At 64.9% G+C, this 23,994-nt stretch carries 16 protein-coding genes and 2 tRNA genes; 10 read left to right on the top strand and 8 right to left on the bottom strand.

The annotated features are described in order from the left end of the window. Positions 1 to 291: 291 nt before the first annotated feature. The 6 genes from Q5H92_RS21670 (at position 292) to Q5H92_RS21645 (ending at position 12,992) form a co-directional block, all read left to right on the top strand. Positions 292 to 3,666, top strand: coding sequence for a beta strand repeat-containing protein (locus Q5H92_RS21670; RefSeq protein ID WP_305013650.1), 3,375 nt, complete (start codon positions 292 to 294; stop codon positions 3,664 to 3,666). Positions 3,667 to 3,728: 62 nt separating this feature from the next. Next, positions 3,729 to 3,938, top strand: coding sequence for a PID-CTERM protein-sorting domain-containing protein (locus Q5H92_RS21665; protein ID WP_305013649.1), 210 nt, complete (start codon positions 3,729 to 3,731; stop codon positions 3,936 to 3,938). Positions 3,939 to 4,107: 169 nt separating this feature from the next. Further along, positions 4,108 to 5,550: a T9SS type A sorting domain-containing protein gene (locus Q5H92_RS21660; RefSeq protein ID WP_305013648.1), complete on the top strand. Its 1,443-nt coding sequence runs from the start codon at positions 4,108 to 4,110 to the stop codon at positions 5,548 to 5,550. A gap of 30 nt (positions 5,551 to 5,580) precedes the next feature. Further along, on the top strand, positions 5,581 to 6,339 hold the full coding sequence (gene truA / locus Q5H92_RS21655) for a tRNA pseudouridine(38-40) synthase TruA (RefSeq protein ID WP_305013647.1): 759 nt from the start codon (positions 5,581 to 5,583) through the stop codon (positions 6,337 to 6,339). Between the two features lie 146 nt (positions 6,340 to 6,485). Continuing rightward, complete coding sequence (locus tag Q5H92_RS21650) at positions 6,486 to 10,934, top strand: DUF7948 domain-containing protein (protein WP_305013646.1); 4,449 nt, start codon at positions 6,486 to 6,488, stop codon at positions 10,932 to 10,934. A 156-nt stretch (positions 10,935 to 11,090) separates the two neighbouring features. Then, on the top strand, positions 11,091 to 12,992 hold the full coding sequence (locus Q5H92_RS21645) for a T9SS type A sorting domain-containing protein (RefSeq protein WP_305013645.1): 1,902 nt from the start codon (positions 11,091 to 11,093) through the stop codon (positions 12,990 to 12,992). A gap of 182 nt (positions 12,993 to 13,174) precedes the next feature. Here the strand turns inward: Q5H92_RS21645 and Q5H92_RS21640 are convergent, their stop codons facing one another. Then, complete coding sequence (locus Q5H92_RS21640) at positions 13,175 to 14,272, bottom strand: DUF5700 domain-containing putative Zn-dependent protease (protein WP_305013644.1); 1,098 nt, start codon at positions 14,270 to 14,272, stop codon at positions 13,175 to 13,177. A 136-nt stretch (positions 14,273 to 14,408) separates the two neighbouring features. Between Q5H92_RS21640 and Q5H92_RS21635 the strand changes: the two genes are divergently transcribed. After that, the gene (locus tag Q5H92_RS21635) at positions 14,409 to 16,199 is read left to right on the top strand and encodes an ABC transporter ATP-binding protein (protein ID WP_305013643.1); all 1,791 of its coding nucleotides are present in this window, start codon (positions 14,409 to 14,411) and stop codon (positions 16,197 to 16,199) included. Positions 16,200 to 16,208: 9 nt separating this feature from the next. Here Q5H92_RS21635 and Q5H92_RS21630 read toward each other — a convergent pair whose 3' ends face one another. Next, on the bottom strand, positions 16,209 to 16,919 hold the full coding sequence (locus Q5H92_RS21630) for a hypothetical protein (RefSeq protein WP_305013642.1): 711 nt from the start codon (positions 16,917 to 16,919) through the stop codon (positions 16,209 to 16,211). 88 nt (positions 16,920 to 17,007) lie between these two features. Between Q5H92_RS21630 and Q5H92_RS21625 the strand changes: the two genes are divergently transcribed. Beyond that, positions 17,008 to 17,526 carry a hypothetical protein gene (locus Q5H92_RS21625; protein WP_305013641.1) on the top strand — a complete coding sequence of 173 codons (519 nt, stop codon included), beginning with the start codon at positions 17,008 to 17,010 and terminating at the stop codon, positions 17,524 to 17,526. 144 nt (positions 17,527 to 17,670) lie between these two features. Here Q5H92_RS21625 and Q5H92_RS21620 read toward each other — a convergent pair whose 3' ends face one another. The 4 genes from Q5H92_RS21620 to Q5H92_RS21605 all read right to left on the bottom strand — a co-directional run bounded on the left by Q5H92_RS21620 (position 17,671) and on the right by Q5H92_RS21605 (position 19,604). Then, positions 17,671 to 18,390 (bottom strand): hypothetical protein, encoded by a 720-nt coding sequence (locus Q5H92_RS21620; RefSeq protein WP_305013640.1) that lies wholly within the window; start codon positions 18,388 to 18,390, stop codon positions 17,671 to 17,673. 143 nt (positions 18,391 to 18,533) lie between these two features. Continuing rightward, positions 18,534 to 19,220 carry an outer membrane beta-barrel protein gene (locus tag Q5H92_RS21615; protein ID WP_305013639.1) on the bottom strand — a complete coding sequence of 229 codons (687 nt, stop codon included), beginning with the start codon at positions 19,218 to 19,220 and terminating at the stop codon, positions 18,534 to 18,536. A 131-nt stretch (positions 19,221 to 19,351) separates the two neighbouring features. Beyond that, a tRNA-Pro gene (locus Q5H92_RS21610) sits at positions 19,352 to 19,425 on the bottom strand. A 105-nt stretch (positions 19,426 to 19,530) separates the two neighbouring features. After that, positions 19,531 to 19,604 (bottom strand) — tRNA-Pro (locus Q5H92_RS21605). 190 nt (positions 19,605 to 19,794) lie between these two features. Between Q5H92_RS21605 and Q5H92_RS21600 the strand changes: the two genes are divergently transcribed. Further along, entirely contained in the window at positions 19,795 to 20,253 is a 459-nt protein-coding gene (locus Q5H92_RS21600) for a T9SS type A sorting domain-containing protein (RefSeq protein ID WP_305013638.1), read from the top strand. A gap of 64 nt (positions 20,254 to 20,317) precedes the next feature. Here the strand turns inward: Q5H92_RS21600 and Q5H92_RS21595 are convergent, their stop codons facing one another. Both Q5H92_RS21595 and Q5H92_RS21590 read right to left on the bottom strand, forming a co-directional pair. Beyond that, complete coding sequence (locus Q5H92_RS21595) at positions 20,318 to 20,713, bottom strand: VOC family protein (RefSeq protein WP_305013637.1); 396 nt, start codon at positions 20,711 to 20,713, stop codon at positions 20,318 to 20,320. Between the two features lie 71 nt (positions 20,714 to 20,784). After that, a complete protein-coding gene (locus Q5H92_RS21590) occupies positions 20,785 to 22,569 on the bottom strand; it encodes an ABC transporter ATP-binding protein (RefSeq protein WP_305013636.1) in 1,785 nt (594 codons plus the stop codon). A 274-nt stretch (positions 22,570 to 22,843) separates the two neighbouring features. Between Q5H92_RS21590 and Q5H92_RS21585 the strand changes: the two genes are divergently transcribed. Further along, complete coding sequence (locus Q5H92_RS21585; RefSeq protein WP_305013635.1) at positions 22,844 to 23,935, top strand: Glu/Leu/Phe/Val dehydrogenase dimerization domain-containing protein; 1,092 nt, start codon at positions 22,844 to 22,846, stop codon at positions 23,933 to 23,935. The last annotated feature ends 59 nt before the right edge of the window (positions 23,936 to 23,994 follow it).

Genomic DNA, 23,994 nt, shown 5'->3' with positions numbered 1-23,994 from the left:
TGCACTACGGCCTGGCGGCCACATGGGCGTGGGCCAGGCGCGGTCAGCGCTTTTGTTAAGAACCCTGAAACGGAGCTTCTGCCAATGCGGCGGGGCTCCTTTTCTGCGTTTCTGAGACATGGAGTCGCTTTTGCGACTAGCGGAGGTGGAAAAGACCAGCGGGGAGCCGAATTGCGCGGAGAGCAAAAACAACATGTTCATGTCATACCGCGGCATTGGTGGGGCGCCGTGCTTTGTGGCACTGTTCGGGCATGGTGCCCGGGAGTTTTCATTCGTCTTTTCTGTAGTTTCATGAAACAATTCTCTCGCACCATCTTGCTTCATCCGGTACCCGGTTTCGGGCGGCGGATGGGGATGCTGGCGGGCCTGCTGGCCGGCCTGGCCCCTATGGCCTTCGGGCAAAACCTGGGCCCCAAGGTGGATTATACCACCGGCGTTCAACCGTTCGCCTTCGCGTTGGGCGACGTAACCGGTGATGGCCGGCCCGATATCGTAACGGCCAACGCGAGTGGCAACAGCTTTTCGGTGCTGCCGGGGCTGGCCGGGGGCACGTTTGGCCCCAAAACCGACTACACGGCCCTTTCCCAGTTCATGGCACTAGCCGATGTGAACACCGATGGCCGCCTCGACGTGGTGACGGGCTACGACGGCGGCCCTAACAACAGCACCCTTTCGGTGCTGCTTGGGCTGGCAGGGGGCGGCTTTGGCCCCAAAACCGACTACGCGCTCAACGTCAACACCAGCGTGGTGAAAGTGGCCGATGTGACCGGGGACGGCCGCCTCGACCTCGTGGCGGGCAATTCGAGCAACGGCACGGTTTCGGTGTTGCCGGGGCTGGTCGGGGGCACGTTTGGCACCCGCGTGGGCTATACCACCACGGCCTCATACATCAACGATGTTGCGGTGGCCGATGTGACGGCCGACGGCCGGCCGGACATCATCACCACGCACCAGAGCGGCGCGGTGTCGGTGCTGCCGGGGCTGGCGGCGGGGGGCTTCGGCCCCAAAATCGACTACACGGCGGGAACCTCTCCCAAGGCCGTGGCCGTGGGCGACGTGAACAACGACGGCCGCCCCGATGTGGTGGTGGCCAATTCCCTGGCCACTTCGGTATCGGTGCTGCTGGGCCAGGCCGGGGGTAGGCTGGGTGCCAAAACGGATTATACCACGGCGATTTACAACGACTGCCTGGCGCTGAAGGACCTGAACGGCGATGGCAAACTCGACATCGTGACGGCGGGCTACGGGAACGGCACAAACTGGGTGTCGGAGCTGCTGAGCACGAGCACCGGCTACGCGGCCAGCGCCCTGTTTCCGACCGGGCTCAACCCCCGGGGCATTGCCATTGCCGACCTGAACGCCGACGGCAAGTTCGACGTCGCGACCGTGAACAGCGGCGCCAACTCGGTTTCGGTGCTGCTGAACCAGGGCACGCCGGTGCTCACGGGCATTTCGCCCAGCACCGGCGGGGTGGGCACGGTGGTCACGCTCACGGGCACGGGCCTTTCCAATGCCACGGTGGTGCGGTTTACCACCACGCCGGCCGTGCCGGGGGGCGGCGACGTGACGTCGGGCTTTACAGTGAATGCCGCCGGCACTCAGATTACGGGCATTGTGGCCCCCAATTTTGTGCGTAGTGGCCCGGTAGAGGTGGTGACTGCAGTCGGGACTTCGCCCACGAACTTCAGCATATTTTTCAACTACGTGCAGGACCTGATTATTACGGGCACCCAAACCATTCAGCCGGGCACCTACAACAACATCACCGTCCGGAACGGGGCCACGGCGCAGTTGGGCAACAACGTGACCACCATCGGCGCGGTGACGGTGGAGAACGGCGGCACCTTCAACGATAACTGCTTTGTGCTTACCAGCAACGGGAGCTTTGTGGCGGCGGCAGGGGCCACGCTGGGCATTTGCAACGCGGGCGGCCTGGCGGCTACAGGCGCTAGCGGCGCCATTCAGGGCACGGGCACCCGCTCGTTTGCGGCCGATGCCAGCTACCGCTTCAACGGCTCGGCCGCCCAGGTGACGGGCACGGGGCTGCCCGCCGCGGTGCGCAACCTCACAGTGGCGGGGGCCGGCACGGTCACGCTGTCGGCGCCGCTGACGGTGGCGCAGGTGCTCGCCTTGAGCGGAGCCGGCAACTTCGCCCTCAACGGCCAGGCCCTGACGCTGCCCTCGGGGCCCGGCGGCACGGCCCTGGTGGTGAACAGCGGCACGGGCGTGGTAAGTGGCAGCACGGCCACCGTGCAACGCTACCTCAACCCCAGCAAAAACCCTGGGCTGGGCTACCGCCACTACTCGGCGCCGGTGAGCGGCAGTACCGTGGCCGACCTGGCCACCGCCGGCTTCACGCCCGAAATCAGCCAGGGCAGCGTGTACAACACCTCGGCCACGCCGGGCCTGGTGACGCCCTTCCCCACCGTGTACGGCTACGACCAGGCCCGCATTGCCACGGTGACCAGCAACTACTCGGCGTTCGACAAGGGCTTTTTTGTGCCCGCCGCCCTGAGCACGCCGCTGGAAGTGGGCCGGGGCTACGTGGTGCAAATCGGGGCTGCGCAGCTCGTTGACTTCACCGGCCAGCCCAACACCGGCCCTTACACGCTGGCCCTCGACCGCAACGCCGCCGCCACCCCCGGCGCCACCGAAGCCGGCTGGCAGCTGCTGGGCAACCCCTATCCGGCTCCCATCGACTTCCGCTTGGTGGATGCCGCCGACCGCGCCAACCTCGATGCCAGCGTGTACGTCATCGAGAGCAGCGGGCCCTACACCGGGGCGTACCGCGCCTTTGTGAACGGGGTGGGCAGCAGCCCGCTCGTTGGCAGCGGCCAGAGCTTCTTTGTGCGGGTGAGCGACGGCCAGACCGCCGGCTCGTTCACGTTCCGCAACAACCAGCGCCTGACAACCTTTGCCACCCAGGCGCCCGTGTACCGCACCACTGCCGATGCCCGGTCCCTGGTGCAGCTGGCCCTGCGCGGCGCCACTGGCGCGGCCGACGACTTCTTCGCTTACGCCGAAACCGGCGCCACGCCCGCTTACGACATTGCGTTTGACGCCGTGAAGCTGGCCAACTCCACGGGCCTGAACCTGAGCAGCGCCGCCACCACCGGCGAGCGCCTGGCCATCGACGGCCGCGCCGCCTTCACGGCCGCCACCGTGCTGTCCCTGAACGTGGGTGTGCCCGCCGCCGGCACCTATTCCTTCGCCGCCGCGCAGCTCAACAACCTGCCCGCCGGCCTCGACGCCCTGCTCACCGACGCCGCCACCGGCCAGACCGTGAACCTGCGTACCCAGCCCAGCTACAGCTTCTCGGTGAGCACGGCCCAGGCCAACGCGGTGCTCACGAGCCGCTTCACGCTGCGCTTTGCCGCTTCCTCGCCCCTGGCCACGGCCTCGGCCCTGACCGCCGCCGAGGTGACGCTCTACCCCAACCCGGCCCACGACCGGTTCAGCGTGCTCGTGCCCGCCGTGGCCGGCGCTACGCAGGTGCAGGGCACCTTGCTCAACGCCCTGGGCCAGACCGTACGCACCCAGTTGGGCGCTGCCACGGCCCAGGGCACGCGCCTCAGCTTCGGGACCAGCGGCCTGGCCGCCGGCGTTTATACCCTGCGCCTGCGGGTGGGCACCGCCACGCTGGCCAAGCGCGTCGTCATCCAATAACTCCCTCTCAACGCCCGGGCCGGCTTCTCCCGGCAGTCGGCCCGGCCTTTTTGCTGCTTCCCATGAAATCTTTGTTCCTCACGGCGGCTTTTGCGCTGGCTGTTTCGGCGGCGTCGGCCCAACCCGGCTCGGGCGGCCCCGGCCCGGGCACACCCACCACGCCCCCCGCCACCACCGACGTACCCCTCGACGGCGGCGCCTCCCTGCTGCTCGCCTCCGGCGTGGCCTTGGGCCTGAGAAAGCTGCGCCAGCGCCGCCAGCTGGCCCGCTAGCCGCCTGCGCTTCGCCGCTGCTTCCGACGCCCCCGCTACGAGTTGTAGCGGGGGCGTTTCTGCTTAATTAATAAGGAAACCGAACCTGCCTGCTACTCCCGAAACGCCAGGCACCGTGTATCTTGGGCCCGCCGGGCGCGGGGCCGGTGCTTCATCGTCTTTTCTTTCCATGAAACACTTCTTCTCCTTTTCAACCGGCCGTTTCTCCGGCCACGCCCGGCGCGGGGCGCTGCTGCTGGCGCTGGGCGCGGTCGGGCCGGCGGCGTGGGGCCAGAGCTTCGGGCCGATGACCAGCTATGCTACCGGCCCCGGCTACTCGCCCAATGGGCTGGCGTTGGGTGATTTGAACGGCGACGGCCGACCCGACATCGTTACCACACACTACAATGTGAACCTGGTCGGCGTACTGCTGAGCCAGACCGGTGGTGGCTTTGCACCAATCAGCACGTACTCTACGGGACCAGGCAGTGGTCCGTCAGAAGTGGCTTTGTCCGACGTCAATGGGGATGGGCGGCTCGATATTGTTTCGGCGAATGGCGACTCCAACAGCATTGGGGTACTGCTGGGCGCAGCGGGTGGCAGCTTTGGGGCGGTAACGCTGTACTCTACCGGCCTGATTGGCAGCAGACTCAGCGGGCCGCGGGGGGTAGCCGTGGGCGACGTGAATGCCGACGGCCGTCCCGATGTTGTTGCCACCATCCACGGAGCGCACGTGGTGGGCGTGTTGCTGGGGCAAGCCGGCGGAGGCCTTGCACCGGCCAGTACGTATGCATCCGGCGCACCGGGCCAGTATGGCAGCCCCAATGGCCTGGCGCTGGGCGATATCAATGGCGACGGACGCCTGGATATTGCCGTCGCCAACAACACCAACGTGGGGGTGTTGCTCGGACAGGCCACTGGTGGCTTTGCACCCGCCAGCACGTATGCCAGCGGCATGGGCCTGGTTGATGATGTAGCACTCGCCGATGTGACCGGGGATGGCCGGGTGGACATCGTTTCCGTTATGCCTTTTGCCAACAGTGCTGGGGCCATCGGCGTGCTGGCGGGGCAGGCCAGCGGATTTGCGCCGCTCGTCATGTACCCGAGTGGCGGCACCCTTCCGCATACCGTGGCGCTGGGCGACCTGAATGGCGATGGCCGGCTGGATATGGCCACGGACAATTACACCACAAATAATATTGCGGTTTTGCAAGGACAGGCCGGCGGTGGTTTTGTAGCCACTGGCAGCTACCCCACCGGGCCCAACAGCAACCCCGTCGGGGTACTGTTGCACGACCTGAACGGCGACGGCCGGCTGGATATCGTTGCGCTTAGCTACAGCGCGGTTGGTGTTTTTCTCAATACCGGCACTTACTTGTCTGCCACCCGCCCCACCGCTGCCGACCTCTCCCTGGCCCCCAACCCCGCCCACGACGCCTTCACGGTGACGCTGCCGGCCGGCGCCCCCGCCACGCACGCCGAGCTGCTGAACGCGCTGGGCCAGGTGGTGCGCCGCCCCGCTGGGTCCGGGGCCAGCTTCCGGGTCGAGACGGCCGGGCTGGCGCCGGGCGTGTACACGCTGCGGCTGCGGGCCGGCGGCGCGGCCCTGGCCCGGCGCGTGGTGGTGGAGTAGCACGCACCCGGGGCCGTACTTTTGCGCTTCATGCGCTACTTCCTGCACCTCGCCTACGACGGCACTTCCTACTGCGGCTGGCAGATTCAGCCGGGCATGCCCACCGTGCAGGCCGAGCTCGACCGCTGCCTGAGCCAAGTGCTACGCCACCCCACCTACTGCCTGGGCAGCGGCCGCACTGACAGCGGCGTGCACGCCAGCCACCAGGTGGCCCACTTCGATGCCGAGCTGCCCGATACGCTCTCGCTCGACCAGCTGCTCTACCGCCTGCGCCGTGCCCTGCCGCCCGACATTGCCCCCCTGCGCCTGCACCCCGTGCCCGCCGGGGCCCACGCCCGCTTCTCAGCCGAGGAGCGCAACTACGACTACTTTGTGGTGACGCAGCCCGACCCCTTCCGCCGTGACCACGCCCTGTACGTGGACCGCCCCCTCGACGTGGCGGCCATGAACGAGGCCGCCGGCTACCTGGTGGGCCAGTTCGATTTCACCACGTTTTCGAAGGTGAAAGGCGGTGAAAACCACTACGTGTGCTACTGCACGGCCGCCGGCTGGCACCCCGCGCCGGGCGGCTGGCGCTTCCACATCCGGGCCAACCGCTTTGTGCGGGGCATGGTGCGGCTGGTGGTGGGCACCCTGCTCGATGTGGGCCGGGGCAAGCTCACGCCGCGCCAGTTCCAGGAGCTGCTGTGGGCCCAGAAGCGGGTGGATGCCGGCAACGCGGCCCCGGCCTGCGGCCTGTTCCTGAGCCGGGTGGAGTACGAAGAAGGCGTGGTGCCGGAGCCGGAGTAGCCAGGCCGGCCAACGCCTGGCTTCGGATTTCGGCACTGCTTCATGGCAAGCCATTGGAAATAAAGATGAAGAAAAGCGGAAACAGCGCATGGTTTTTGTGCGCTGCGGTCTAGCTTTACTGCTATCCTTCTTCCACTGAATTGCTTATGCGTCTACTTTTTACCTTGCTCATTTTGTGGGGCGCGCTGTTGTCGTTGCCCGTGCGCGGGCAGCAGGCCCGGCCCACGCTGGAATTTATTGAAAACCGGGGGCAATGGGACGCTCGGGCGCGCTACGCCGCCCAGGTAGCGCCCAGCGCCCGGCTGTTTGTGGAAGCTACTGGCTTGACTTACGCCCTCACCACCGGTCTGCCGGGCCATGGGCCACAGGCGGAAAGCAAGCCGGCCATCTTGCCCGGCGGACAGGTGAAAGCCCACGGCCTGCGCCTGGAATTCATCGCCCCCTCCCCCACTGCCACGCTGGAACCGGCTGCTGAAGCGGCCGCCCCCGGCCGCCGCCACTACCTGCGCGGCGCCGACGCCCGCCGCTGGGCCCGCGATGTGCGCGCCTGGTACGGCCTGCGCTACCGCCAGCTCTGGCCCGGTATTGACCTGGTGCTGAAGGAAAACACCGCGCAGCAATTTGAGTACGACCTGCTATTGGCCCCCGGCGCCGACCCCGCCCAGGCCCGCTGGAACTATCGCGGCGCCGACGCCCTGCGCCTCGACCCCGCCACCGGCCGCCTGGAAGTGCGCACCACCGCCGGCCTGCTGACGGAGCTGGCGCCCCGCGCCTGGCAAACCGACCCCACCACCGGCCAGCCCCAAGCCGTGGCCTGCGCCTTCGAGCTGCAGGGCACGGCGGTGAGCTTCCGGCTGGGCGCCTACGACCGGCAGCGTCCGCTCGTCATTGACCCGGCGGTGCAGTTTGCTTCCTACACGGGCTCCTCGGTGGAGAACTGGGGCTTTGCGGCCACCCACGACGCGCGGGGCAACCTCTACACCGCCGGCGTGGTGTTTGAACCAGGCTACCCAACTACTTCGGGGGCTTACCTGACGGCTTTTAGCGGCAGCATCGACATTACCATTATGAAGTTCAATGCCAGCGCTACGGGGACGACGGCGCGGGCCTGGGCCACCTACCTGGGCGGCAACAACCTGGAGTTTCCGCACAGCCTGCTGGTGAATGCCCGCAACGAGCTGCTGCTGCTGGGCACCACCTCTTCCACCGACTACCCGACCACCACCACGGCTCTCAATCGCAGCCTGCGCGGTGGGCCAGCAGTGGCGCCATTTGGGCTGAATTCGCCCTTTGTACTCACCGGCGGGTCCGATTTGGTGCTGACGCGGCTGAGTGCCAGCGGGGGCGGCCTGCGGGCCAGCACCTACCTGGGCGGCACCGGCACCGACGGCCTGCTCGACCCGGCCGCCGCCGCGCCCCGCCTGCGCCACAATTACGGCGACGCCTTCCGCGGCGACCTCGCCCTCGACCCGCAGGGCAACGTGTACGTAGCCAGCGTCACGGGCTCGGCCAATTTCCCCGGTCTGGTGGCGGGCGCCTACCGCGGCGGCAGCTCCGATGGCCTCGTCACCAGCCTCGACTCCACCCTGAACCGGGTGCGCTGGACCACCCTGGTGGGCGGCGCCGGCGCCGATGCCATTTACTCGCTGCAGCGCGAAGACGTGGGCGGCGACCTGCTGGTGGCCGGCGGCACCACCAGCGCCACCCTGAACGGGTCGGCCAGCGGGTATCAGGTCGGCCTGGCCGGCAATGTGGATGGCTTTGTGGCCCGGCTCACGGGCGCCGGGGCCCTCACGCAATCAACCTATCTGGGCACGAGCGGCTACGACCAGGCGTTTTTTGTGCGCTCGGGGCCGGGCGGGCGGGTGTATGTGCTGGGCCAGACGCTGGGGCCAACCTGGCCGGGCCTGGATACCACGCGCTACCACGTGGCGCACGGGCAGCAGTTCATTCAGCAGCTGCAGCCCAACCTGCGCACGGCAGGCTTTGCCACCGTGTTCGGCAGCGGGCGCACCACTACGGATATCTCGCCCACCGCCTTTGGGGTGGACTGCTACGGACGCATGGCCCTGGCCGGCTGGGGCGGCGGCCTCGACCCCAACAACGGCTCCACCACCGGCCTGCCCACCACCCCCGACGCCCTGCAACGCGCCACCGACGGCGTCGATTTCTACCTAATGCAGCTGTCTGACGGCGCGCGCGGGCTGGACTACGCCACCTTCTTCGGCACCACCGCCGACGACCATGTGGACGGCGGCATGTCGCGCTTCGACGGCCAGAATGTGCTCTACCAGGCCGTGTGCGCCTGCGACCAGGGCGGCGGCACGGGCATTCCGGTGCCGCCCGGCGCGGGCACCTACACCAGCACCAACGGCTCGCCCCACTGCAACAACGCCGCGTTCAAGTTTGCATTTCAGGCCAATACTTCGCCGGCCGGCACCGACACGCTGTCGGTGTGCGCGCGGGGCAATCCCGTGCTGCTGAGCGGCTCGCCCGAGGGCGGCACCTGGACGGGGCCGGGCGTGTCGGGCTCGCTGAGCACGGGCTTCTTCTTTGTGCCCTCGGCGGCGCCGGTGGGGCAGCAGGTGCTCACCTACACCAGCCCGGCCGCCGTGAGCGGCTGCGCCGGCACCAGCACGCGGCGCATCACGGTGCTGCCCCAGGCCACGGCCACCCTCACGGCTCCGCGCCAGGTGTTTTGCCTGCTGCCGGGCACTACCGTGGCGCCGGTGCAGCTCACGGGCACGCCGGCCGGGGGCACGTTCACGGGGCGGGGCGTGGTGCCGGGCACTTCCCTGTTCGACCCCATGCTGGCCGGCCGGGGCAACCACAGCATTGTGTATCAGGTGACGGGCGGGCGCTGCCCCGTGGTGGCGACGCTGGTGATGGTGGTAAAAGTCCAGCCCGTCATTACGCCCCACCCTCCTCTGATGATGTGTGCGAATGACCCGCCGATTCAGCTGGTTGGCACCCCGCCCGGGGGCATCTGGACGGGCCCGGGCGTGCTGGGCTCCATCGACCACTTCTCGTTTTCTCCCACCGTGGCGATGGTGGGGGGACCGCACCTGCTGGTATATTCCCTGCAGGGCGACGCCGACTGCACCCCGGTGACCGACACGATGCGCATCCTAGTGCTGCCCGCGGGCGGCACGGCCCGGGTGCCGCGCGACACCGCCTATTGCCTCTCGGGCGGCCCCATGCGGCTGTGGGGCGGCACCCCGGCGGGCGGCACCTGGGCCGGGCCGGGCGTCACGGGCTCGCTGGCCACGGGCTACACCTTCACGCCGACGCCGCAGTTGGTGGGCGGTCAGTACCTGTTTTACACCGGCCCGCCCGGCAATACGCCGCTCTGCCCCGGCCGCGCCCGCCGGCTCGTCTTTGTGCGCAGCGCCGGCCTGGCCACCCTGAGCGTAACCGACAGCATCGTGTGCGCCGCGGCCGGTCCCCAGGCCCTCAGCGCCACGCCGCCCGGCGGCCGGTGGACGGGGCCGGGCGTGGCGGGCTCGGTGAGCGCGGGCTTTACGTTCACGCCTTCGGCGGCGCTGGCGGGGGTGCAAACGCTGTCGTACACCGGCCCCACGCCGGCCGATACCAGCTGCGCCTATGCCGGGCAGCTAAAGGTGCGGGTGCTGCCACTGCCGCTGGTGCTGTTTGCACCGGTGGGGGCGGTGAGCATCTGCTTGGCGGCGCCGCCGCACGGCGTGGTGCTCTCGGCCTCGCCGGCGGGCGGCACGTTTGGCGGGCCGGGCGTGGTGGGCAACCGCTTCAACCCCGGCGACGTGGGCCCCGGGCGCTACACCCTCACCTACACCTGGGATTTCCCCGAATTGCGCTGCCCCATTGTGGTATCGCAAACCGTGGTGGTGAGCGTGGTGCCCAACGTGCAGGTGCCCACCGATACCACGCTTTGCAACAGCCAGGGGCCGTTTCAGCTGCGCGCGTCGCCGGCGGGCGGCACCTGGCGCGGCCCGGGCGTAACGGCCAACGGCATGTTCACCCCGCCCACCACGCCGGGCACCGTGGCGCTCTACTACGAGCTGCCCGGTGGCTGCGCCACGGCGCCCTACCGCATTACGATACCGGCCGCGCCGGGCTTCACTGCCACCTGGACGGCCCTCGACTGCGCCGATAACCCGGTGGCGCCGCTACGCCTGCGCTTTGCGGCCTCTGGCGCCACGGCCAGCCAGGTGGAGTGGGACTTTGGCGACGGCAGCCCCGCCGCCACTGGCGCCACCGTGGAGCATACTTACGCCGATGGCCGCTTCGTGCCCCGGGCCATGCTGCCCAATGGCAGCGGCCCGCCCGGCCCCTGCCAGCGCCAAGTAACACTGGCGCCGGTGGAGGTGCAGGCCGCCTTACTCCCCAACATCATCACGCCAAACAACGACGGCCAGAACGACTTTTTTGCCCCGCGGCTGGGCGGCTGCCCGGGCCGGCTGCAGGTGTTCTCGCGCTGGGGCCAGCGGGTGTTCGACGTGCCCGAGTACCACAACGACTGGGATGGCGCGGGCCTGCCCGCTGGGCTTTACTACTACCTCTTCAGCCGGGCCGATGGCGGCGAGCGAGTAAAGGGCTGGGTGGAAATCGTGCGGTAGGCGGGGAATAGACGGGCAACCCGTTACCGGGTAATACTCCTTAACGATATTCTATTCGAGCTACCCTTGCAGGACTATGCACCGGGTATAGTGTCCGACCGCTCCGCGTTGACTGGCCATTAAAAACTAAGTAAGCTCATGAAACTAAGCAAGCCTATGCGTTTCTCTTTCTGGATTTGGATGCTGGGGATGGGCCTCAGCACGTCGGCCTCGGCCCAGCCCACACGGGTGTGGCAGCGCGTGTTTGGGGAGGCCCCCAACGTAGCTATTTCAGTCGGAGAAATGCAACCGGTTCGGCCCTCCCGCCTGGCTGTTATAGGAGGGTTCGTCCGCTACGCGAGTAACCGAGCAATAGTGCAGCAAAGCTCTCGCTTATGGCGATTCAACAGCCAAGGCGACACCCTATCGAGCCGGGGCTACGGCCTCAACAGCGGCCGCTACCTCAACCTGCTGCCCCTGCGCGGCGGCGACTGGCTCATCACCGGTTGCACTGATACGTCGGGCCTAGCCAATTCCTTGAACATGGCCTGTTTCAGTGTCCGCACCGATTCGCTGGGCACCTGGCGCGGCCGGCCCCGCTACCTGCCCCAGTACCGCTTCAGCAATTTCAGCAATGCGCCGACGGCGGCGTTGCGCCTGCCCGCCGACGGTGCCCTGTGGGCCCACACGGTCGACACGCAGCCCTACGCGTCGAACGGCTACAGCACCCTCGACGCCGTGCAAGTCGTGCGCCTCGACTCAGCTCAGCGCGTGGTGTGGCGGCGCCAGTACCCGGGCAACACGACCGCCCCCGACGGGGTGAGCGTGACGACGATGGCCGCCCTGCGCGACGGCTCCTACGTGCTGGTGGGCCAGAAAGGCAGGCGCTGGCAGGCGCCTTATGCCAGCAACCCCATCGTGGTGCGTAGCGGCTGGCTTCAACGCCTCAAGGCCAACGGCGACACCATTCGCTTAGCCCGCGAGTATTTCGGCAGCATTTCTGAACTCTACGAGCCTAAGGACGTGCAGCCCACCCCCGACGGCGGTTTTGTGGTGGCCGGCAACGTGTACGCCAAGAAGTACCTGCCCGTACTCTCGCTCTACTTTGCACCTACCGGCTACCTGGCCAAGTTCGACAGCCTGGGCGCCGTGCAGTGGGAGCAGCGGGTGAGTGGCCTCACCACGCAGGACCCCGACGCCGGCCTCGACCATGTACAGGTGCTGGCCAATGGCAACTACTTAATAACGGGCTACCGCACCCCCGTCGCCCTCAATAACCTCAACTGGGGCTATCTGGCTGAATATACCCCCGCCCGCAGTGGCGGGGCCACCCCGGTTTGGGAAACTTACTTTGAGCCCGCCTCCCAGCAAACCGCCCTGCAAGCCAACGGCACCATTACCTTGGTCGGACGGCGCCTCATTCCCCACACCGCGAACGGCGTCACCACCAACGACCAGGCCGGGCTGCTCACCCGCTTCGCCAATGTAGGCGCGCCCTACCCCGCCGCCACGCTCCTGTGCCAGCGCCCGCCCACGGCCAGCGCCCGCTTCACGCTCAGCCCCGCCCGCGATACGCTGCGCCTCGTAGACCTCTCCGCCGCCGGCCCCCGCTACGCCACCCTGGAGCGCTGGCGCTGGCACTTCCCCGACGGCACCTTCTTCGAGGGCCGTACCCCGCCGCCCCACCGCTTCGCTACCCCGCCCGCGCCGGGCAGCCCCGTCACGCTCACCGTGACGAATAACCTCGGCTGCTCCAGTACCCAAACGCTTTACCCCTTTGGCTCGCCCACAGCCGCCCAGCAGGCCCGCACCTTTGCCGCCCAGGCCACGGTGTTTCCCAACCCCGCCGCTGGCGGGCAGGCCACGGTGGCCCTGGCCGGCCTGCCGCCCCGCGCCCCGGCCACCGTGCAGCTGCTCGACGCGCTGGGCCGCACGCTGGGCCCGGCTCACGCCCTGGTCATCGCGCCCGACGGCACCGGCGCCCTGCGCCTCGACCTCGGCAGCCGCCCGGCCGGCATGTATGCCGTGCGCGTGGCGGTGGCCGGCGTGGCATTTGTCAAAAAGCTGGTAGTGGAGTAGACGCGGTCAGCTACTAAATCGGCTGTCATCCTGAACATCCTGCTTTAATTGCAGAATGCTCAGGATGACAGCCGATTTGACGTTTCCTTCCCTCTTTCCCTACTGCGCCTTTTCCTTGCCGCTCTTGCCGCCGGTGCTGCCCACGCGGTGGGCGCGCTTGTAGGCGGCGTACAGGTCGGGGGCTAGGAAGCGGCGGCGGGGTGGCCTTTGGGCCTGGGGTAGCGGGCCTCTAGCGCTTTGAGGTAGCGCATAGCGTCGTCGGAGAAGAGCGGGGCGTGCTCCTTGTCTTTTTTCGCGGCCTTCTGGTAGAGGTAGAAGAAGGCAAACGGGTCGTCGGCGGCCTTGATGAGCGGTTTGAGGTAGCCGTTGCGCTGGATGGTGCGCGCCATGAAGAAGCCGGGCACGTGGCCGTTCGAGCCGTTGGAAAGGCGGCGGTAGTAGCGCCCGGAAGCCGGGGCGCCCCCCTTGGCCCGCGCCTGAATAGTAGAATCGAGCTTGTGCAGGAAGGCGGGCGCGGGGTCCAGGGCCCACTCGCGGATGCTGTGGGTGTCGCCGGGCAGGGCCAGGGTGGCGGGCTTGTCGATGAGGTCGGCCAGGCCCTCGTTCTGGGTGCTGTAGAGGATTTCCAGCAGGCCCAGGTCGTCGTCGGCAATGGAACCGAAGTCCCGGCCGGTGCGCAGCTGGTGGTGCATTTCGTGGCCTTCGAGCAGGCCGGGCTGCACTTCGCGGGCGTCGAAAGTGGCGCGCAGGCTGTAGAACAGGCCTTCCTGCTGCGAGGTGGCGTCGTTGCCCAGGGCTTCGTAGTAGATTTTCAGGTTGGCCACCTTGGTGTGGTTGCGGGCGGGCAGGTACTGGTAGGCTTTCTGGTACATCAGGTCGATGGCCTCCGGGCTCTTGGCCACCGTGGCGATGAAGGCGCGGTGCTCGGCCTCGCGCTCCTTATAGTCGTTCACCAGCACATAGTACCACGACTGTTTTTTGAGCCGCACCTGCCGCAGCGAGTCGTAGCGGGGCATGTACACCACCTCCATGGCCCGGCGGTAGGCCACCAGGTCTTCGGGCGAGAAGATGCCGCGCGCATACACCTTGTTGCCGGGTATCTCCAGAAACTCCTGCCACACGGCGTCGGTGATGGGCTTATTCTGGCGCAGGCCGTCGGTGATTTCCCAGTAGCGCGTCACAGCGTCCACGTTCACGGTTTGGGCCCAGCCGGCGCCCGCCAGCAGCAGGCACAGGCCAAAGAAAAGAAAGCGAAATAAAGTTGGAAGCAGACGGGTCATGGCGTTGCAGGAAGGGTGATGTACCCGAAGATGAAGAAAAGCGCTTGACCGTTGCCTGGGCCAATTCTCCCCAGCAATAAACGCTCGCCAACTCTTTGGCCCCGCCCGCGGTTTCTTCCCGACCTTTGTTCCACTTATGGACCCCACCACTTCCGCTACCAAAACTGGTCAGGTATTCGACTGGGCCGTGCTGCGCCGCCTGCTCAGCTACGTGCGCCCCTACCGGCGCGTGTTCATCGGCCTCGTGGTGCTCACCGTGGCCACAGCCGTGCTGGGCACGCTGCGCCCCTTCCTCATCCAGCGCATGGTCGATGTCAGCATCGAGCAGAACGACATGCGCGGGCTGAACACCATGTTTCTGCTGCTGCTGGTGCTGCTGGTGGCTCACGCCGGCGTAAGCTATTTGCAGACGTACTACGGCGGCTGGCTGGGCCAATACATCGTGCGCGACATCCGCACCGACCTCTACCGCCACCTGCTCAGCCTCAAGCTCAAATTCTTCGACCAGACGCCCATCGGCGTGCTCGTGACGCGCAACATCTCCGACGTCGAAACCCTGTCCGATGTGTTCAGCGAGGGCCTGGCCGCCATGGTGGGCGACATTCTGCAGTTGCTCTTCATCATGGCCTTCATGTTCTGGATTGACTGGCGCCTGACGCTCATCAGCCTGTCCGTCATTCCGCCGCTGCTCTTCAGCACCTATGTTTTCAAGGAGAAAATTAAGGGCTCGTTTCAGGACGTGCGCACGGCCGTGGCCAAGCTCAACAGCTTCGTGCAGGAGCACCTCACGGGCATGAACGTGGTCCAAATTTTCAACAACGAAGACCGCGAATACCGCAAGTTCAAAGCCATCAACCAGGAGCACACCGACGCCAACATCCGCTCGGTGCTCTACTACAGCATCTACTTTCCGGTGGCCGAGGTGCTGGGCGCCATTGGCGTAGGACTGCTGGTGTGGTACGCCGCCCAGGGCCAGATTGAGGGCTCGATTTCGAAGGGAGCGCTCATCGCCTTCATCATGTACAACGCGCTGTTTTTCCGCCCCATCCGCCAGATTGCCGACCGGTTCAATACCCTGCAGTTGGGCCTGGTGAGCACCGAGCGCCTGCTCAAGCTCCTCGATAACCAGGATTTGATAGCCACCACCGGCACCTTTGCGCCGGCCGAAATCCAGGGCGACGTGGAATTCAAGCACGTCAAGTTTGCCTACAACGAGCCCGACTGGGTGCTCAAGGACATCAGCTTTCACGTGAAGCCCGGCCAGACCATCGCCTTCGTGGGCGCCACCGGCGCCGGCAAAACCAGCATCATCAACCTGCTGAGCCGATTCTATGACATTCAGGAAGGCAGCATCTGCATCGACGGCCGCGACCTGCGCGAGTACGACCTCAGTCTGCTGCGCCGCCAAATCGGCGTGGTGCTGCAGGACGTTTTCCTCTTCGCCGGCAGCATCCGCGACAACATCACCCTCGGCAACAAAACCATCACCGACCAGCAAATCTGGGAAGCGGCCGACCTTGTGGGCGCCCGCCGCTTCATCGAGCGCCTGCCCGACGGCCTCGGCTACCCCGTGATGGAGCGCGGCGCCACGCTCTCGGTGGGCCAGCGCCAGCTCATCAGCTTCGTGCGGGCCATGGTGTACCAGCCCCGCGTCATCGTGCTCGATGAAGCTACCTCGTCGGTCGATTCCGAAACCGAGGAACTCATTCAGTCCGCCATCGAAAAGCTGATGCAGGGCCGCACCTCGCTCGTCATCGCCCACCGCCTGAGCACCATCCAGAAAGCTGATAAAATCATCGTCCTCGACAAAGGCGAAATCAAGGAAACCGGCACCCACGAGGAACTGCTGCGCATCGAGGGCGGCTACTACGCACAGCTCTACCGCATGCAGTACGTGGTGGCGGACACTTCGCCAGACGGAAAATAGCCGGTCGGCTCAGAGCGTCTTCCCAAACTGATAGCTCATGCCTCCGCTCAGGGCCGGGGCAAAGGCCGAGATGCTGTTCTGAATGCCGTATTTCGAAAGCGCTACCCCGACCACGGCCAGCAGCACCGAATACGTCACCCGCGCATCGGCCGTGAGCCGCAGGTTGGGCGTGAGGACATAGGCGCCGCCCACCCCGCCCACGAACAGGAAGTCGTTGTAGGAGTAGCTAACCTCTCCGGACTTTGATTGCTGGCCCGTCTGGGCATTGGTATAAAATTGTTCTTGGCGGTAAGAAGCTGACAGGGGCATAAAGCCAATTTCAAAATCGGCCTGCCAGCGCCCCGGATTAGGCAGCAGTAAGTGCGCCCGCGTGATGATGGGCACCGCCCAGGAGGTGGCGTTAGCCTGCGTAACGCTGGTGCCATAGCCATCGCTGAAGGCGCTGGTGCGCTGCGGCATCGTTCGCAGCAACAGCCCCAGTTCCAGGCTGGTCTTCTGCTTTATCCGGTAGGCAATGGTGGGCATCAACGGCCAAGGCCGCACGAAAACTGCGCCGCTCCCATCGGTGGCGGGCTCGTAGGCAATGCGCGGGTAGAAGGCGGCTTGGACGCCCACCGTCCACCGGCGCGGGGCCCACTCGGCGGGGGCAATCGGCGCTTGTGCGACTGCCGGCCGGCCTCCCGCCAGCAAGGCCACCAAGAGTATTAGGTAGAGCTTCATGGGCGCGCGAGTAAGTTTGTGGCTGGACAAATTAGCGGGCCGGCGTGGCCGTCCTACCTCCCTGCAATATAGACCATTCTCTTACACTGTGCGTTACCTCTTCCTCGCCATCATCCTGCTCACTGTCCTCGCCGCGGGCGTCTACGTTTACCTCGGCGGCAACCGCAGCCCCACCGTAGCCCTCGAAACCACCGCCGCGCCGCTCTACTTGGCCGGCCAGCCCTACCACGGCAAAGTCACGGGCGATGCCTTCGGCCAGCTCTTCCGAAGCGCCAAAGACGCCCAGGCCCGCCTCGGCGGCGACCTCGCCAACCTTTACCTCAACGACCCCGAAACCGCCCACGACACCATCACCGCCTTCATCGGCCTGGCTGTGGCCGATACCACCAAGCCCTTGCCAGCGGGCTTCCGCTACCGCCTGGTGCCCGCCGGCCAGCGCGTGGTGGCCGCCCGCCTAGCGGGCGTGAGCTACCTGCTGGCACCCAACAAGCTCTACCCCGCTGCCCTCGAAGCCATCAAAACCCAGAAGCTCACCCAGCGCGGCGACTTCTACCTCGAGCGCTTCGGCGCCAATGACGCTTCGGAGGTCTGGATTGGAGTGAAATAGGAAGTAGAAGAAAAGAGAACGTCATGCTGAGCGAAGTCGAAGCACCTGGCGTGGGGTAGTAACTCAATCGAATGGGTTGCTATGGCACGCGAGATGCTTCGACTTCGCTCAGCATGACGTTCTCTTTTTATCACCCTACCCCAATCACCGCCCCTTTGGCGGCGCATCGGGCAGGCTCACACCTATGCTCAGCACGTAGCTCGAAAACTGCTGCGGCAGGCCGAAGGGAGCCGAGCCGTTCCACTGCCGGTACTCCCCGCGCAGCGTCAGCCAGGGGGCATCGGGCCCTTTCAGCTTGTATAGCGCGGCCAAGCCCACTTCCGTCACCGGCGCGGCGGCCCCGGCCACTTCTTTGGCTGTAGTGCCACAGCCACAGTTGCCTTTGGTGGCCACCTGCACGGCTTTGTCGTAGAGGCGGGCGCCGCCCACGCCGGCGCCGGCCACGGCCATCACGCGCCAGCGGGGCTGGTCGAGCAGCAGCAGGTTGTTGGTCCAGGTAATAGCGTACTGGTCCACCAGCGGCTGTTGGGCCCCGACGGTTTCGGGGGCCGCCCCCACGGGCATTTTGCCGGTGAGGTTGCCGCGCAGGCCGGTAGCCCAGCGGGGCCGCAACCAATAGTAGCCCATCGCATCGACACCGGCGTAGGGCGTGCGCTGCTGGTCGACCATGCCCAGTGCGCCGAGGTAGCCGCCCCAACGCGCGGGCACGAACGGCTTTTTCACCTCGCACGAGTCGTGGCGGCAGTGGCAGGTGTGGTGCGCATACACCGGCACGTAAGCAAAATGGCATTGGGCCAGCGCGCGGGCGGGGCTTCCGCCCCAGGCGGCCCCCAGCAGGACCAGCAGCGTAAGGGGTTGTTTCATGACAGGAAGTAGTAAATATGTTGATGAAAATAACGTGTCTACGATGATAATTCCATGAAGGTCAAGCATTCACCTCTTCTTGCCCAAAATGCAAAAAGCCTTTAGCTGGTTAGCTAAAGGCTTTTTGCGAAGGCGAAAAATAATTAGTGCCCGAAGTAGTACGTGCCGCCAAACAACAGCTGGTCGAGCCCGAAACGGGCGCCGAAGGTGCTAGCGGTGCTTTCGTACCCGGCCGGGGCCGGGTTGTTGGACGCAGTGGGGTAGTCGTAGCTCAGGTGATTGTAGGCCAGCGAACCAATGGATGCGCTGATGCCCAGCTTCGGAATGGGGAAGAAAATGATGCCCGGCGTCAGCTCCGCGTAGTAGCCCGAATTTTTGAATTCCTGAATAACGTTGCCGTTGTACTGCGAATCGCGCGAGCTTTGGTAGCCCCCGCTGAGTGTGCCCAGAACGCCAAACTGCTCGGTCAGCATCTTGTAATACTGCACGTAGGCGCCCAGGCGCAGCGTGGTGGTGGGGTCCAGTTCGGCCCGCACTACGGTCGGCGCCGGCGTGTAGCTCGTGTACGACTTGCGGTAGGCCGAATAGCCCGCGTTGAGTCCGATGGCCAGGTTGTCTTTCACAAAATACCCCACCGATGGGGTAAAAGTGAACTGGCTGCTGGTCGTTTCCTGCGTGTAGCTGGTGGAGCCTTGCGTGTAGCTGTATTTGCCGGTGTTGCGGCTGTAGCCCACGCTGCCACCCAGCGAAACGGTGCCCGCCGCAATACTTTGGGCGTGGCTGGCTTGGGCACTGGCGGCCAACAGCGCGAAAAGAAGTACTTTTTTCATTGGAGAAATAAGGTGAAAAACGGATAAGCCGCAAAGGTAGGGAGACCGGGCAGAGCAGCCGGGCCGCGAAGGCTTAAAATCGAAAAGGCCCGTTCCAGCATTGGAACGGGCCTTTTCAGTTTGTTTTCGGGTCGGGGTGGCAGGATTCGAACCTACGGCCTCGTCGTCCCGAACGACGCGCGCTACCGGGCTGCGCTACACCCCGAAATCAGGCCGATGGGGCGACCTGTTTTCTAGTTCCAATGAGTGGCCGAAAAAAGCCCCCGAACCCGGAAGTTCGGAGGCTTTTGGAGAGCGGCTGCTCTTTCAGTCGGAGTGGCAGGATTCGAACCTACGACCTCCAGCACCCCATGCTGGCGCGATACCAGGCTACGCTACACCCCGATTGGTATTGGAGCGACAAAGGTAAGGTTTTATTTGATTCTAATGCAAGCCAGGTCCAAATAAAGTTTTGCAATAAGCCCGTTTAAAAGGCGTTTCCGCTTTGCATCAGGCACCTGCCTGGCCCAATTCGGCCTCATAATTGCGTAGCTTTACAGTAGCCACTTTACTTCATCCCGCTCATATCCTACTTATGAAAAAGTTATTACTATTCGTGCTGGCCAGCGCCCTGATATCGGTGGCAGCGCAGGCCCAAACCCCTGGCGCCGCACCAGCCGCCGCGCCGGCCAAAGAAGAGGCCATTTTGCCTAACGGCGCCGTGGCTGCCCCCGCCCCGGTAGCCGCCCCTACCACCACGCCGGCCGGCACCGCCCTCATCGCCCCCGCCCCCGAAACTCCGGCAGCTAACCCCAACGCCATCAAGGTGAAAGCCGAGTCGGTAGGCGGCAAGCTCACTGTGAAAACCGACAACCCCGGCCCCACCCGCGTGGAAGTGACCGACGCGGGCGGCCGCCCCGTCATCACCCACACCATGATGAACGGCCAGATTGCTGCCGTGCTCAACGTAAGCCAACTGCCGGCCGGCTCTTACATCGTGCACTGCACCGCTTATGAGAAAACCGGCATGCGCCGCGTCATCATCGGGCAATAATTGGGAATTTATAAAAAAAGGCCGCCTCGCTAAGCAGGGCGGCCTTTTTCCGTTTTGAGCGGGTTTATCCCAACGGCTCCAGCAAGTCCCACTTGTTGCCATACAGGTCCTCAAAAACAGCCACGTGCCCATATACTTCGCTGCGCGGCGTCTCCAGAAACTTTAGTCCCCGGCCTTGCAGCACCGGGTAGTCGCGCCAGAAGTCGTCGGTGTACAGAAACAGCCAGACGCGGCCGGCGCCCTGCCAGCCCACGGCGGCTTTTTCCTCCTCAGTTTTGGCTTCGGCCAGCAGCAGGCCGCTGCCCCCGCCCGGGCCGGGCGGTACCACCACTACCCAGCGTTTGCCGCCGCCCATGTCTAGGTCAGATTCTAGATGGAAGCCCAGCACTTGAGTGTAGAAGGCAATGGCTTCGTCGTAATTGCGAACAATTAGCGTGACAAGGGCGAGGCGTTGGGTCATGAGGTCAGTAGCGCGGACTTTTAGTCCGCGAGTGATTGGACTTGGGTCGCGGACTAAAAGTCCGCGCTACGTTACGCTTCTTCCGTTTGCAACTGGCGCTCATACAGCGCCCGGTATAGCCCGTCCGTCTCGGCCATCAGCGCATCGTGAGTGCCGTGCTGTACAATTACGCCGTCATCGAGCACCAGGATTTCATCGGCTAGCTTTACCGAACTCACGCGGTGTGAGATAATGAGGCTGGTGCGCGCCGCCATGATGCGCTGCAACGACCCCAGAATGGCATTTTCCGTCTTGGTATCGACGGCCGAAAGTGAGTCGTCGAGAATCAGAATTTTGGGCTCCTTCACCAGCGCCCGGGCCATGCTCACGCGCTGCTTCTGCCCGCCGGAGAGGGTGATGCCCCGCTCGCCCACCTTGGTATCGAAGCCTTCGGGGAAGGCCAGGATGTTTTCGTACACGTCGGCATCTTTGGCGGCTTGCAGCATCCGGGTTTCGGCGGGCGCATCGAGGCCGAAGTTGATGTTGTTGCGGATGGTGTCGGAGAACAGGAAGACGTCCTGCGGCACGTAGCCAATCTGGCCGCGCAGGGCGCGCAGGGAGTAGTCGCGCACGTCGGTACCGTCGATTTTGATGCCGCCGGCCGTCACGTCGTAGAGGCGGCAGAGCAGCGCGGCCACCGTGCTTTTGCCCGAGCCCGTGTTGCCGATGACGGCCAGCGTCTGGCCCGGCCGCACGCGGAAGCTCACGTCTTTCAGGGCCTGAATGCCGGTGTCGGGATAGGTGAACGAGACGTTTTCAAACACGATGTCGCCGGCCAGCTCGCGCTCCACGTTCTGGCGGGAGATAATGTCGGTTTTCTGGTCCAGAAACTCGTTGATGCGGGCCTGCGAGGCCTCCGCCCGCTGCACGAGGGAGGACGTCCAGCCCAGCGCCGTGACCGGCCAGGTGAGCAGGTTCACGTAAATCAGGAACTCGGCTATGGTGCCTGTGGTGATGGTACCGCGAATAACCTCCTGGCCCCCAACCCACACCGTAATGAGCGTGCTCAGGCCGATGAGGAACAGGATGAGCGGAAAGAACAGCGAGTTCACGAAGTTCAAACTCAGCGACTTCTCCTTGTAGTCGTTGCTGGCCTGGGCAAACTGCTCGTGCGAATCGGCCTCGCGCACGAAGGATTTTAGCACCCGAATGCCCGAAAAAGCCTCTTGCACAAACGTCGTCATGCCCGACAGCGCCCGCTGGATTTCGTCGGACTTGCGCTCAATCAAGTTGTTGACGTAGAAGATGCTGACTGACAGCACCGGCAGCGGCAGCAGCGTGTAGAGCGTCAGCTTCACGTTCACCATGAGCATGAGCGGCACGATGAGCAGGAACAGCAGCACGAGCTGTAGAAAGTACATAATGGCTGGCCCCAGGTACATCCGTACCCGGCTCACATCTTCCGAAATGCGCGACATCAAATCGCCGGTGCTGTGGCGGCGGTAGAAGCTGAGCGGCAGCGACTGGTAGTGCTGGTAAATCTGGTTTTTCTGGTCGTTTTCGATGTGGCGCGACATCACGATGAGCGTCTGGCGCATGAAGAACAGGAAGATGCCGCGCAGCAATGCCAACACGATGATAAGCACGCCGTAAAACAGCACATTGCGTCCAAACAGCTGGTACACGCCCTTTTGCGCCTCGGTCCCGGCGTAAAGGTGGTAGAGGTCTATGCCCTCGTTCACCAAATCGAAGGCGTAGCGCACCAGCTGGGCCGGGAAAATGGCCAGCAGCGTGCTCAGCGCCACAAACAGCACCCCGGCGAGGAAATGCCACTTGTAGCGGAAGATGAAGGGGTTAACAGCGGAGAGGGCGCGCACGGGTAGGGTGGGGAAAGGGCCGGTTCGGGAAAATAGCGGTACTTTTGCGGCTTGAAAGGCCAAGCACCCATTCAGAAAGCCCGTCATGCTGAGCGGAGCCGAAGCATCTTTTACCGCGCAACTAATTCATTTTTAGTATTGAGGTAGAGATGCTTCGGCTCCGCTCAGCATGACGTTCTTGTTTTTCCGTATAGGTATAAGTCCCAACAAAGTTACGCCGCACAGTTCCCAACCATCCATTCCCACAATTCCCACCAACCTTCAATTCATTCCCATGATTGAAACCAAAATTGTCGCCCCTGAGTCGATTTTCGGCCAGATTGCGGAGCACCAGCACGAGCAAGTCGTGTACTGCCACGACCACGAGACGGGCCTCAAGGCCATTATCGGCATCCACAACACCGTGCTCGGGCCCGCGCTCGGTGGCACCCGCATGTGGCACTACGCCTCCGACGCCGAGGCGCTGAACGACGTGCTGCGCCTCTCGCGCGGCATGACCTACAAAGCGGCCATCTCGGGCCTGAACCTGGGCGGTGGCAAGGCTGTCATCATCGGCGACGCCAAAACGCTGAAGACCGAAGCACTGCTGCGCAAGTTTGGCCGCTTCGTGCAGAACCTGAACGGCAAGTACATCACGGCCGAAGATGTGAACATGACCACCAAGGACATGGAGTACATCCGCATGGAAACCAAGCACGTAGCCGGCCTGCCCGAGAGCATGGGCGGCTCCGGCGACCCCTCGCCCGTGACGGCCTACGGCGTGTATATGGGCATGAAAGCCGCCGCCAAAAAAGCCTTTGGCTCCGAAAGCCTCACCGGCAAGCGCATTGCCGTGCAGGGCGTGGGCCACGTGGGCACCTACTTGCTCGAGCACCTCCAGAAAGAAGGCGCCAAGCTCATCGTGACCGACTACTACGAAGACCGCGCCCTCGACGCCGCCAACCGCTTCGGCGCCAAAGCCGTGGGCCTGGAAGATATCTACGACCAGGACGTGGACATCTACTCGCCCTGCGCGCTGGGTGCCACGCTGAATGACGACACCATTGCCCGCCTCAAGTGCCAGGTGGTGGCCGGCTGCGCCAACAACCAGCTCAAAGTGGAAAACCAGCACGGCCCCGAGCTCGTGCGCCGCGGCATCGTATACGCCCCCGACTTTCTCATCAACGCCGGCGGCCTCATCAATGTGTATTCCGAAGTGACGGGAGCCAGCCGCCAGGGCGCCCTCACCCAAACCGAAAAGATTTACGATTTCACCCTCCAGGTGCTCGCGAAAGCCGAAGAAGAAGGCACGCACCCGCAGGCCGCCGCCATCAAGCAGGCCAAGGAGCGCATCGCCAGCGTGGGCCGGGTGAAGTCGACGTATTAAAAGAACGTCATGCTGAGCGCAGCCGAAGCATCTCTATTGCTTCGTTGCAACAGCATTGA

Origin of the sequence: Hymenobacter mellowenesis (genome assembly GCF_030581005.1) — a bacterium.
Lineage (GTDB): Bacteria > Bacteroidota > Bacteroidia > Cytophagales > Hymenobacteraceae > Hymenobacter > Hymenobacter mellowenesis.
The sequence above is the reverse complement of the archived record's forward strand: the minus strand, read 5'-3'. Positions and strand labels throughout refer to the sequence as shown.